10 protein-coding genes are annotated in these 12,430 nt (G+C 46.4%); 7 read left to right on the top strand and 3 right to left on the bottom strand.

What is annotated here, in order from left to right:
- Window positions 1–698 precede the first annotated feature (698 nt).
- The 6 genes from leuC to GYMC52_RS18015 all read left to right on the top strand — a co-directional run bounded on the left by leuC (window position 699) and on the right by GYMC52_RS18015 (window position 7,203).
- Window positions 699–2,132: a 3-isopropylmalate dehydratase large subunit gene (gene leuC, locus GYMC52_RS18040; protein ID WP_012820749.1), complete on the top strand. Its 1,434-nt coding sequence runs from the start codon at window positions 699–701 to the stop codon at window positions 2,130–2,132.
- Window positions 2,129–2,740 carry a 3-isopropylmalate dehydratase small subunit gene (leuD, locus tag GYMC52_RS18035; RefSeq protein WP_012820750.1) on the top strand — a complete coding sequence of 204 codons (612 nt, stop codon included), beginning with the start codon at window positions 2,129–2,131 and terminating at the stop codon, window positions 2,738–2,740. Before leuC ends, leuD begins: the two co-directional genes overlap by 4 nt.
- Window positions 2,741–3,002: 262 nt before the next feature.
- A complete protein-coding gene (locus tag GYMC52_RS18030) occupies window positions 3,003–4,670 on the top strand; it encodes an IS1634 family transposase (RefSeq protein WP_013524889.1) in 1,668 nt (555 codons plus the stop codon).
- Window positions 4,671–4,926: 256 nt separating this feature from the next.
- Window positions 4,927–5,724 (top strand): ParA family protein, encoded by a 798-nt coding sequence (locus tag GYMC52_RS18025; protein ID WP_012820752.1) that lies wholly within the window; start codon window positions 4,927–4,929, stop codon window positions 5,722–5,724.
- Window positions 5,708–6,001 (top strand): hypothetical protein, encoded by a 294-nt coding sequence (locus GYMC52_RS18020; protein ID WP_012820753.1) that lies wholly within the window; start codon window positions 5,708–5,710, stop codon window positions 5,999–6,001. The genes GYMC52_RS18025 and GYMC52_RS18020 overlap by 17 nt, the downstream gene beginning before the upstream one ends.
- Before the next feature lie 89 nt (window positions 6,002–6,090).
- Window positions 6,091–7,203, top strand: a complete 1,113-nt coding sequence (locus GYMC52_RS18015) for a DNA cytosine methyltransferase (RefSeq protein WP_012820754.1) — start codon at window positions 6,091–6,093, stop codon at window positions 7,201–7,203.
- Window positions 7,204–7,361: 158 nt separating this feature from the next.
- Here GYMC52_RS18015 and GYMC52_RS18010 read toward each other — a convergent pair whose 3' ends face one another.
- The 3 genes from GYMC52_RS18010 to GYMC52_RS18000 all read right to left on the bottom strand — a co-directional run bounded on the left by GYMC52_RS18010 (window position 7,362) and on the right by GYMC52_RS18000 (window position 9,991).
- Complete coding sequence (locus GYMC52_RS18010) at window positions 7,362–8,993, bottom strand: AlwI family type II restriction endonuclease (RefSeq protein WP_012820755.1); 1,632 nt, start codon at window positions 8,991–8,993, stop codon at window positions 7,362–7,364.
- Window positions 8,986–9,390: a hypothetical protein gene (locus GYMC52_RS18005; RefSeq protein ID WP_012820756.1), complete on the bottom strand. Its 405-nt coding sequence runs from the start codon at window positions 9,388–9,390 to the stop codon at window positions 8,986–8,988. The genes GYMC52_RS18010 and GYMC52_RS18005 overlap by 8 nt, the downstream gene beginning before the upstream one ends.
- Window positions 9,391–9,574: 184 nt before the next feature.
- The gene (locus GYMC52_RS18000) at window positions 9,575–9,991 is read right to left on the bottom strand and encodes a very short patch repair endonuclease (RefSeq protein ID WP_041469699.1); all 417 of its coding nucleotides are present in this window, start codon (window positions 9,989–9,991) and stop codon (window positions 9,575–9,577) included.
- A 1,007-nt stretch (window positions 9,992–10,998) separates the two neighbouring features.
- Here GYMC52_RS18000 and GYMC52_RS17990 point away from each other — a divergent pair.
- Window positions 10,999–12,318 (top strand): hypothetical protein, encoded by a 1,320-nt coding sequence (locus GYMC52_RS17990; protein ID WP_013524888.1) that lies wholly within the window; start codon window positions 10,999–11,001, stop codon window positions 12,316–12,318.
- Window positions 12,319–12,430: the final 112 nt, after the last annotated feature.

Raw genomic sequence — 12,430 nt, 5'->3', positions numbered from 1 at the left:
TAGCACATCTATTTTAACCAAGGAGTCGGGTTCATGTCTCCTTTTTTGTTTGGATGTAAATTTATGTTAGTGAATTTGCTCATCTACAGTACTTAATTTAGCTTTTTTTGCCCACGAACAACTAGGTTACAGCATTTATTTAGCGGGGTTACTGCTATTTGTCTCAGAAGTTGGTGGATCAATAGGAAGGGTGCTTTGGGGAATAATTAGTTGATCGTATTTTTAGTGGTAAAAGGTTAATTGTTTTGCTCCTAATTACGTTAATAACAGCAGCATGTAGCATTATTATCTCCGTACTGCCAAAAGGAGTGCCCTTTTTGGAGTTGTTCTTCCGCTGATATCTATTTTCGGATTTAGTGCCGTTGGTTTCAATGGAATATGGATGAATGCCGCTGTCGAAACAGTCCCAAAACAATGGGACGGATTGACAAGCGGATTTAGTATCAGTATTGGTTCTTGGGAAGTTATAATTGGTCCACTGGTTTTTGAGTGGATCGTGGATCAAAGTAAAAGTTATATGAATGCTTGGTTGTTTTTGGCTTTCACAATGATAGCTGTTGTAGGGATTCTTTTTTGGGGTGGATTTAGCCCCAAGTACTCATCAAATAGGCGCAACACCCCTGTTTCTAATCGTCGTGTCTAGATAGATTTGTTCGATAATAAAAACGACTTAAGAAAAATAATCAGGAGGGGAATGTATGCCTAAGACACTGTTTGACAAACTATGGGAACGTCATGTAGTTATCGAAGAGCCTGGTCAACCAGCTCTAATCTATATTGACTTGCATTTGATACACGAGGTAACTTCACCTCAGGCATTCGAGGGCCTTCGTTTATCTGGAAGAAAGGTAAGACGGCCAGATCTTACGTTTGCTACGATGGATCATAATATTCCCACGGTTAACCGTTCTCTATCAAGTATTGATGAAATTGCGGCTAAACAAATTGAAGCACTAATTAAAAACTGTGAGGAATTTGGAATTCACTTATATGACCTGAATGATCCCAATAACGGTATAGTACATGTCATCGGGCCAGAATTAGGCCTTACTACACCTGGAAAAACTATAGTTTGTGGTGACAGCCATACTTCGACGCATGGTGCATTTGGATCCTGGGCTTTTGGTATTGGAACAAGTGAAATTGAGCATGTTTTGGCCACTCAGACGTTGTTACAGAAGAAGCCAAGGACAATGGAAGTCCATCTCCATGGAAAAATTCCTCCCGGTGTAACAGCTAAGGATATTATATTGGGTTTAATACAAAAGATCGGTACGGCCGGTGGAACAGGATATGTAATTGAGTTTACGGGACCTGTAATAAAGGAATTGTCTATGGATGAAAGAATGACTATTTGTAATATGGCGATCGAGGCAGGGGCTAGAGCGGGTATAATAGCGCCTGATGAGACAACATTCTCTTATCTAAAGGGACGCCCCTTCGCGCCTAAGGGAGATGAGTGGGAGACTGCTGTTGCTGACTGGAAAGCGCTATGTAGTGATTCAGGCGCTATCTATGACGAGATTGTTGAGCTCGATGTATCAAATTTAGCTCCGTTTGTAACTTGGGGAACTAATCCGGGAATGGTAGTCCAAGTGAATGAAAAGGTTCCTTCTCCTGATGACTTTACTAATCCAGTAGATCGTAAGGCGGTAGAGAAGGCGTTGGCTTATATGGGATTAAAGCCAGGTACACCTATACAGGATATTACTATTGATCGAGTATTTATTGGATCATGTACTAATTCGCGGATTGAAGACTTACGTCAGGCCGCGGGGATAGTCAAAGCAGTTGGAAAAAAGGTTGCTTCTGGTGTTCGTGCTTTAGTGGTTCCAGGGTCTTATCGTGTTAAACGTCAAGCAGAGGCAGAGGGATTGGATGAGATTTTTAAAGAGGCTGGATTTGAATGGAGAGAACCCGGATGTAGTATGTGTTTAGGAATGAATTCAGATATTCTTGCCTCTGGGGAGCGATGTGCATCGACCTCAAACCGGAATTTTGAAGGGCGTCAAGGAAAAGGGGGGCGTACTCATCTTGTTAGCCCGGCTATGGCTGCTGCCGCTGCACTAGAGGGACGATTTGTAGATATCCGGAAATGGAATCTCAATTTAAGGGAGGTGTTAACCCAATGAAGCCTTTTGTGCGTCACAAGGGATTGGTAGCCCCATTGGATCGACCTAATGTAGATACTGATGCGATTCTTCCAAAGGAATTTTTGAAAAGGGTTGAAAGGACTGGATTTGGCCGTTTCTTATTTCATGATTGGCGCTTTTTAGAAAATGGGAACTTGAACCTTGATTTCATTCTTAATCAACCGATTTACCGGGGGGCTAGTATTCTTTTGACTAGGGAAAATTTTGGCTGTGGCTCTTCTCGTGAGCATGCCCCTTGGGCTTTGTTGGATTATGGATTTCAAGTTATCATCGCCCCTTCGTTTGCAGAGATTTTCTACAACAATTCCTTGAAAAATGGCATTCTACTCGTTACTTTGGGAACTGAGGAGGTTGATGAACTATTTCAACGGTGTCTGACCTATGAAGGCTATCAATTAGAGGTAGACTTGGAGTCATGCACGATTAAAGATGAATATGGTTTAGTTCTTCAGTTTAATATTGATCCATTTCATAAAGAAACATTAATTAAAGGTCTCGATGATATCGGTCGTACACTCCAACATGAAATAGAAATTGCGAAGTACGAGGAAAAAAGGCCAAGTTACCTGAACCCTAAGATATCATAAAGTTATCAGATGTACTTGAAATTACATCGATTAAACCAGCTAGAGGCTGGTTTTTTTGCGGTATTGAAGTTAATTTTTTATGCGAATTGATTTTCCCGAGTTCGACAGTTTTGAGGTCATTTTAGGCAAATGGAAATGACCAAAATGCTGTTATATCAAGGGTTTCGTAATGCGGATCCTAGGAAAAAACGCCGAATTTCATAGGCACACGATTTATTCATTTTTTCTTTTAAAAATAAAGTTTATACGTTATAATATAGGCATGTACATACGACGAGTCACACGCAAAAACAAGGATGGAACAACCGTTGCTTATCTCCAGCTTGCTCACAATGAATGGGATCCAAAGGCCAAATATGCGAAAGCGAAGGTGATTTATTCGTTCGGGCGCGAAGACGAGGTGGATCGCGCCGTCTTGGAACGTCTGGCCAAAAGCATTTCGCGATTCCTTTCTCCTGAGCAGGCTTGGGAAGTCGAAACGTTGACAGGAGAAGCTTCCGATGACTTTCAATTCCAGTCATGCAAACACCTCGGCGGCGTTTGGCTCTTGGATCAGCTCTGGAGACAACTGGGGTTGGGAGAGATTCTCCACTCCTTGTTTACCTCCCGACATCACCAGATTTCGCTGGAACGGCTGATTTTTGCCATGGTGGCCAATCGCGCCCTTCATCCGTCAAGCAAGTTGGCGATGGAGGAGTGGGTGGAGAAAGACGTGTATATCCCTCACCTTCCTCAAGCCGCCAGCCACCAGTTGTACCGGGCGATGGATGAGCTGCTGGCCGTGCAGCCGGAATTGGAACGTCAAGTGTTCCATGCTGTGGCCGATTTATTGAATTTGGAAGTCGACTTGATTTACTTCGATACAACTTCGTCGTACTTCGAAGTGGATCCCTCTGAAACACCGGAAGGAGAATCGCTTCGAAAACAAGGATTCTCGAAAGACAAACGCCCAGACTTGGTTCAAATCGTCATTGGGCTGGCTGTCACCCGGGAAGAAGTCCCGATTCGCGCTTGGGTATGGCCTGGCAATACCATGGACATGACGGTCATCAAACAGGTGAAACAAGACTTGATTGGCTGGAAGCTTGGACGTGTGATCAGCGTCATGGACCGCGGCTTTTCCTCTGAAGAGAATTTGCGAATCTTGCAACAGGCCGGCGGACACTACATTGTCGGCGAAAAAATGCGATCCGGCAAAGCCGCCGTCAAAGAGGCCTTAAGCCGTCGCGGACGTTATCATGAAGTGGACGAGAATTTGCACATCAAAGAAATCATCGTCGGCGACGGAGAAGCGCGTCAGCGCTATGTTCTCGTGTACAATCCCAGCGAAGCCGAACGCCAACGCAAGGAGCGAGAAAAGCTGCTCGAATCGCTGAAAGAGGAGTTAGAAGGGCTTCGCCAACTCCCAAACGAAGCCCATCATAAGGCGACCTGCCGGCTGCGTTCCCATCCGTCCTACGGAAAATACTTGCGCCAGTTGAAGGACGGAACCCTTCGCATCGACAAGCAAGCGGTTCGTGACGCGGAAAAGTACGACGGCAAATATCTCATCCGGACATCCGATGACACCTTGTCTGCCGAAGATGTCGCCATCGGGTATAAGCAGCTGGTGGATATTGAGCAGGCCTTCCGAACATTGAAGTCTACATTGGAATTGCGACCTATGTATCATCGCTTGGAAGACCGCATTCGGGCGCATGTGCTGCTCAGTTGGCTGGCTCTCTTGCTGGTTCGGATCGTGGAGATCCGAACCCATGAATCGTGGCCGAAAGTAAGGGATGAATGTGAGCGTCTTATGCTTGGACATTTTTCTTCCAAAAACGGCGACCTTTATCAACGAACCGAACTGACGGCCAAACAGGCTCAATTCTTTGCGGCTCTAGGGCTGGAGCCTCCTCCGAAGATCCTAGGCATCCATCCTCGCGCCTAGATACACGCCCAAAGTGTGCCCAAATGTCTCTCGTCCCTTTTGCATCAAGGGGCGAGAGGCTTTTTGTTTGCCTAGTGACTGTCGAACTCGGGATTTTGTTGCATAGTGTTTACTGGGATAAGAAAGTATGTATTCTTAAAATTTCGCATCCTGAGGGATTATTTTAAATGAGTTTGAAGGAATTTAGAAATTAAGGTAGAATAAATAATAAAAAGGAAAGAAGAAACAAACCTTGGAAGAAAGGTGGGTGATATAAATGACAATCACCATCACCATGGGCATCCAAAAAGGCGGATGCGGAAAGTCCACGACAACAGGAGTCCTAGCCTATTTGTTGAGCAGGGACGGATACAGAGTTTTGGCCGTTGACATGGATTCACAGGGGAATTTAACCGAACTTCTTTCGCGAAAGCCATCCAACGAATTCACGGAGAAATCCGTTCTCGAGGCGATGCAGGAGAGGAATCCGGAGCCGTACATAGTCAAGGTCAACGACAAGCTGGACTTGCTTCCGGCCAACAACTTCCTGGCCACTTTCCCCCGTTGGATTTACACAGGGGAGACGTACCTTGGAAAATATATCAGGTACAAGGGGAAGCCGACCTTGATACTGGATGACACGTTGGACAAGATCCGTCATCATTACGATTTCATCGTCATTGATACGCCGCCTTCGTTGAGCGAGCAGACGACAAACGCCTTGTGCGCGAGCCAGTATGTCATCATGATGTTTGAATGCTCCAACTGGTGCTATTCCGCAGTCCCGAATTTCATGGAATCTGTAGAAGGGGCACGGATACACGGCAGGCATAATACAAGACTGCTTGGAATTTTGAGGACCATGAACGATGTCCGCCGCAACGACGCGAAGGCGTTCAATGAAATGATCGAGGAAGATTATCCGAACGAGGTGTTCAAAACGATCATCACCCGAAAGGCGCCGATCGGCCGCCTGTCGCTCTACGGCTTCGAGGAAAACAATGAGTTGAACCAAGCGCTTGAGCAGTATGAAAACTTCTACAAGGAGATGATGGAGCGTGTCCAAAGTAGATGACATCAAAAACATGAAGCGCCAGCAAAAAGTCATCACGCCTACGCAAGTGCTGACCGACCCTGTCGGCGAGGAAAACAATACATCTTTAAACGAATATAACAACCAACCAAGAAAGGAAGATAAGAAAGTGGAAAGAAAGCGTGTTTCCTTCGATATTCGGACGGACCTGCACAAAGAGTTGAAGATGCAGTCGATTTTGCAGGAGAAGAATATCTATCTGTTGATTGAGGAAGCTGTTGAGAAATATCTGAATGAGCTCAAGAAGGGAGCCGAGTGAAGGCTTGAACTGAATTGCTGTCGTTTTTTTCAAAAATCCTCTATAATGTACTGACACGCTGATAATTCTTTTGCCACGGAGGTAATACAATGATTTTTCGGAAAGGAGAACTCTTCAGCGGTCCGGGAGGCCTTGCTTTAGGGGCCAAAATGGCGAGGGTGGTTGATGCTGATGGAGAAGAGTTCCGCATTGAGCATGTTTGGGCCAATGACTATAACGAATCGGCATGCAGGACGTATCGCCGGAATATCTGCGGCGATCCAGACGATCCGTCCGTCATTGCATGCGATGTAAGGGAGCTTGACATTGAGCAGCTTCCGAGAATAGACGCATTATCATTCGGTTTTCCATGCAATGACTACAGTGTTGTAGGAGAACGCAAAGGAATGGATGGGGAGTATGGACCCCTATATACATATGGGGTCAAGGTCCTTAACGTTCACGAACCAAAGTTTTTTGTAGCAGAAAACGTGGGAGGGCTTCAAAGCGCCAACGAGGGCCGTGCATTCATGCAGATTCTGAAAGAGTTGTCCGAGGCCGGCAGAGGCTATGACATCGTGCCGCATCTATATAAGTTTGAGGAATACGGCGTTCCTCAGATGAGGCACCGCATCATCATAGTCGGCATCAGAAAGGACCTGAATTTGAAGTTTAAAGTTCCCGCGCCGACTACTCCCGACAAGTATGTAACGGCCAAGGAGGCGATCACCAATCCGCCAATCCCAGAAGATGCCCCTAACCACGAGTTTACGCGCCACAACTCAAAAACAGTGGAAATGCTTAAACACATACCGCCGGGCGAAAACGCATGGTATGAGGGAATACCTGAGGAGCTGCGCTTGAATGTGAAAAAAGCAAGATTGAGCCAAATCTACAGAAGATTGCATCCCGACCAGCCTTCTTACACAGTTACAGGGAGCGGCGGCGGCGGAACGCACGTATATCATTGGGAGGAGCCGCGGGCTCTCACAAACAGGGAAAGGGCAAGGCTTCAGACATTCCCGGATGATTTTGTGTTTGAAGGAACAAAAGAAAATGTCAGACAACAAATCGGCATGGCAGTTCCTCCGAAAGGAGCACAGATCATCTTTGAAGCCATTTTGAAGACGTTTGCCGGCATTCCGTATGAATGTGTTGAACCTAAATGGGATGTTGAGGAATTGTTTGGAACGGAGCAATTGGCCATTCCAGAGCTTGTGTAGAAGGGCGGAGGGGAAAAATCCCCCGCCCTAGGAGTCTGTCCGATGGATTGAAGTCAGCGAATATTTATGAAAAATCTTCCGTTTTATACGATTTGAACATTAGTTTATTTCACTGTTTTGGATAAATATCCGCCAAAATGGTTTCGTCGGACAGACTTCTAGATTGTCTCTTTTAATTCCCGAAGCAAGGCCTCGAGCGATTTGTATCCTTTGTTTTTGACAGCCTTGACAAACAGTTCGGCGCGGTCTTCCAATGGCACATCGTTCTCAATGCAATAATCAAGGAAGCCGAGCAATGTTCTGGCTGTGACTAAAAATCCGCTGATGGGATTTCCGGTGATTCGCTTGGCTTTGTCCGATATCTTTTCTAGATTGCGCTCCCCGCTGAAGTCGTTTGCGGTCACATAGCCGAAAAACGTCAGCTCTTTGCCCTCATATCCCGTGTAATTGGGGATGTATTCGGACGCCATATGCGAAACCAAGGAGGAGGACAACGGGAACTTTCCTGCGTAGTTTTTGGCGTCAATGATGCCGAATTTGCTTCCTCCGTATCTGGCGATGATTTCGATTTCTGTTCTTTCCCCGTTCTTGGCTTTAGGGCGCATTGCAACGTCAAAACCCAGCGCGCTGAATATTTGGCCGGTCTTGTCTTCAAACGCCAGGTTGTCCTTTTCATTCAAGTAGGTCTCTACAAAATCGGAGTTGATCCCTTCAAAATCGTCTTTGTTTTCCACTATCTCATGAATGACCTTTTCAATGTCTCTTGGCGATAAATATTTTTGGAGGGCCCCGGCGATTTCTTCTTTCGACATCGATTCTATGGATGGAAATTGAGCAAGGATTCTCTCTGCTTTCGCCCGAAGCTTGCTGGAGTTTGCAGCTGGTTTTATATTGCCGTATCTGCTGGCCTTGTAGCTGTCGACGTCCAGGCCGCTGTTTTCCGCCATGCGCTCAAGCGATATCATGTATCGCGTGTTGAATGGGTAGCGTTTTTCGATTTCAGCGATTTCCTGCTTAATTTCGTTGATCTTGGAAGAGTCGCCTTTCAAGGCCTTGCCGCGAATGTACTCGACCAATCCTGTGTAATCGCTGATGAGCATAAAAGTGTGGGCCACGTCGGAGTGGGCTTCGTAAAAATCTCTCGCCCCTTTGTCTGATCTTTCCCTATGGTCGAACTTGGCGGCGATGTCTTGTTTCATTTCTTCTCTTTCGCGAGGGCCGGCTTTTCGGAAAGCCAATATTTTATGCACGATTTCATCCAGCTGTGAGTCCTTTTGGGCTGTCATGGCAAAATAAGTGATCTCCTCTTTTGTTACATAAAAGTCCAGCCTTTCGTCATTCGCCAATTTGATCAGAAACAGAACAGGGCGGATCCGAAACCCTTCATCGAATTTTGGGCGGAATCCCGGTTCGAGAAAATAGGCGTTTGGATATTGGAGCGTCAAGACTTGTTTTCTTGTGTTTTCGTACACCTTTTCTCCTTGGATGAGCTTTTCTCCGACCTTTGTAAGGCGAATATATCCGTCATCATCTACATAGCAATAGGAGAAGGTTTTGAGCATGGCCATCCATGTGCGTCCTCCGGAGCCGTCATGGCTTACGTTGTTTCTTTTGATCCCCATATTGGCGAGCTCTTCTTCATACCGTTTATGGACTTCTCTATTTCCCGCCCATTTCAGCCTGAAATCATCCGTCGCCTTCTGCAAAGCCAGCAATGCCTCCTGATGGAAGCGGGGGTCTCTTTCCGGACGCGTAATAAACCATACCTTTCTGGTGTTTTTCTTATTCATGTTCGAGCATCTCCTTTATTTCCGCGTAGATGTTTCTCTCTTCGATTGTAAATGGATCGACTTTTTTGGACTGGGTGGTGGAAAAGTAAAAGTCCAGCGACTTGAAAAACTCCTTGTTTTCCTTGATCAATTCAGTGATGTCGGCATCTGAGATTTGGTTGAGGATGCTTACGGCTTTCTCAATTTCATTGTCGATTAGAATTTTGGAATAAATGGAAATCTTATTTTCCCCGATAATCTGTTCCGCTGCGTGCACATAACGGATTATGGTGGCCACAGACGGGACCGACATTTCGTTGATGATTTTATTGAAGGCGTTGTCGGGAGCGCCAATATATCGGCTGATTTTCCGGTTTGCAATCCGATGCTGGGATAAAAATCTGTTGAAGTTGTCCATCACTTTCCTGCTTATAATTTTGCTTAGTATTTTTTGCAATAAATTTTTGTTCCCCTTGGAATTATCAAGCAAAAAATTCCTCCCCCCTCCAATTAACATCATAATTTTTGTCTTTGTACAATACATAAACCTTATAAGGTTATAATTTTTTACAAAATAAAAAACGCTTGTTGTATCCAAGCGCTTACCCGTCCATGGCTTGATCAATAAAATTCTTTATCTGCTTTATTGTTTGATCAAAATCCTGTTTCAAATCATGCTCCCATATTCTTAAGCAATTCCAGCCGATTTTTCTGTAATAATCATTGACTTCTTGATCCCTCTCTTTGTTTCTCGAGAGCTTTTTTTCCCAATAGTCCCTATTGCTTTCGGGCATATTCCCATGCAGTGGACATCCGTGCCAAAAACATGAATCGATAAAGATGACGACTTTATACTTTTTGATGGAGATATCAGGTTTCCCGAGGAGGGTTTTGTCGTTCTTTCTAAAACGATACCCTTCCCTCCAGAGGGCTTTTGAGACCACATCTTCCAACTGCGAACGCGACTTTATGGCCTTCATGGTCCTGGAACGCTGTTCCTTGGTGAGATTGTCGCTCAAATGGATCACCCCAATCAGCGAAGCCTTTCAAAAGCGTATATTTACTACTGATTATACCAGATAACCGCAGTTCCGCGCCGTCCTGTCCGCAGATGCCGCTTGTAAACAGGATCATCCGCATCCGTGCGTAGCGCGGCCGAATAAGTTAATGGTATTGCACCGCTGCTTGAAGAAATGAAGCATCGAATAAATAAGTGATGATAATAATAATGGAATATACATTGAAATGAGTTAAACAAGAAATAAACGTTTATTTCATCTTTTCTTCAAATAAACAAAAGTTTCATAGTTCTCACGAGGATTCCATTTCCGCGCCGGTCTTCCCGGCTGGCCGCCTCCTGGCCCTTGGCCATCCGGCCGGAGCCTGGGGAAGCCCGGTGCTCGGTCGCTCGAAGAAGCCGATCGCGATCCAGCGCCTTCCGCTGCCTGCGGCCGTGCGAAGCAGGAGCAAGAGGACGATCAAAGCACCGCCGCTGTCGATAATGGTGTTGATTATTTTTTTGTCTAACATTAAATACGAATACATTTTTCGACAAAAAGCGACAGATAGGTGCAGCCGCACCGGCGCTTCCGTTTCCTTTTGGTCCGGGTCCCCGGGGGCGGTGTGATGGTCGGCTGGCAGCCGGAAAGGCTCCCCCACTGCAAGCCAAAGCGCCGAATCCCTCGCCTTCCGGCTCGGTCCAGCCTATCACACCGCCCTTCCCGGCCCAAAAGACTACGGGTCGCCGGTGTTCCGAGAAATGCGGCCAAAAGAGCATTTTTGTTAATCGATTTGATGATTTTTGAAATAAATGGAGGATTTTGAAATAAAGTGTCGAAATCCAAAACCGCCTGAGTCCTCTTTTATTCAAGAGACCTCGATTTATCCTCATAGCATTCTTATTTTCCCTTGTTCTATTTAAACGGTGTGTAAATTTTGAAGGAACGGCCGCTGTCTTTTCTGCATAATGATCGTACTTCGCACCCGCGCGACTATGCGGTTGTTTCCCATGTAGGGAGGGCATTTTGTGGAGAATTTTAAGCTGGAGAATATGGAAATTCCCCCTTTGGACCGTGCAAAGCGCCATGTGATGTTTCAGCACCGCGGCGCCTCAGGATGGATCACGCTGGCGAAGAAGGAACCGGACGGGGGATGGAGGCAGTATCACTATCAACCTGACGAATTGGCTCTAGAACTGCCTAAATGGCTCGGAGAGGACGTTTATTTCAGCCAAAACACCTTTTATAAGCCTCAACGAAGAATCGAGAATATAAGGCAACTGCGAGCCCTCTACGTTGATGTGGATTGTCATGTCCTTGGATATGAGCCGGAGTGGGTGATTGGCAAGTTGGACATCGAGATATTCCACGACAATATCTTGCCCGATCCTAACCTCATCATTTTCTCGGGGCGTGGAATCGTATGTGTTTGGCTGATTGAGCCGGTCCCGTACAAGGCCTTGCCGCTGTGGAAGGCGGTGGAGAACTATTTTTATGAGCAGCTTAGCTATGTGGGGGCGGACAAGAAGTCGCTCGATCCGACCAGGGTGTTCCGGATCGACGGGTCGGTCAACTCCAAGAGCAAAAGGGAAGTCGTCGTCGAGTACCGGCACGGCGACAGGTATGTCCTCCGTGACCTGCAATATGAGTACTTGCCGGAATTGACAAGGACGGGGACAAGGAAGAAAGGAAGGAAAGGGAAGCTTGTCCGGCTGCATAATATCCAAACGCTGCATTATGCCAGGTTGCTGGATTTAATCCGTCTTGCGGAGCTGAGGGATTATGATCTGAAGGGATACAGGGAGCTGTTTTGTTTTTTATATCGATACTGGAGTTGTTGCCTCACTGATGATCCCGATGAGGCGTTGAAACAGATGATAGAGTTGAACGCTGGATTTAAAGAGCCGCTGTCCGAGAAAGAGGTGATACGGGCGACGAAGAGCGCCGAGAAAGCGTGGATGGCTAGAAATGACGCGAAGGCGAATGAGGAGGCGAGAAAAAAAGGATATCCCGGCGCTGGCTATAACCTGAAGAATTTTACGATCATTCGATGGCTGGACATCACGCAAGAGGAACAGCGACACTTGCAGACCATTATTGACGCCCATGAGAAGTGCCGCCGGAAACGGGAACGCGACAGGGCGAGGACAGAGGAGATGCGCCGGGGACAGGGGCCGAGGACAAGGGAGGAATACCTCGAGGAACAACGGGAGCGGACGGAGGACAAGGCATGGCAGTTGCAAAAGGCCATGGAACGACACCCTGACGCGACAAATAAGCAGCTGGCCATGATGCTTCAGATATCGGTGCGGCGTGTGCAACAACTTAAGAAATTGGTCAAGAACTGATGTTCCCGTGAAATGGTTCGTCGCTCTTATATTATGGGCGTCAGCCTGCTTGCTCCCGGCCGTAAGGCAAAGATAACCCAAAATGGTGTTGTTCCAGTACATCATTAGATTG

The organism is Geobacillus sp. Y412MC52, from assembly GCF_000174795.2.
Taxonomy (GTDB): domain Bacteria; phylum Bacillota; class Bacilli; order Bacillales; family Anoxybacillaceae; genus Geobacillus; species Geobacillus thermoleovorans.
This window is presented reverse-complemented; position numbering and strand designations above follow the sequence as displayed.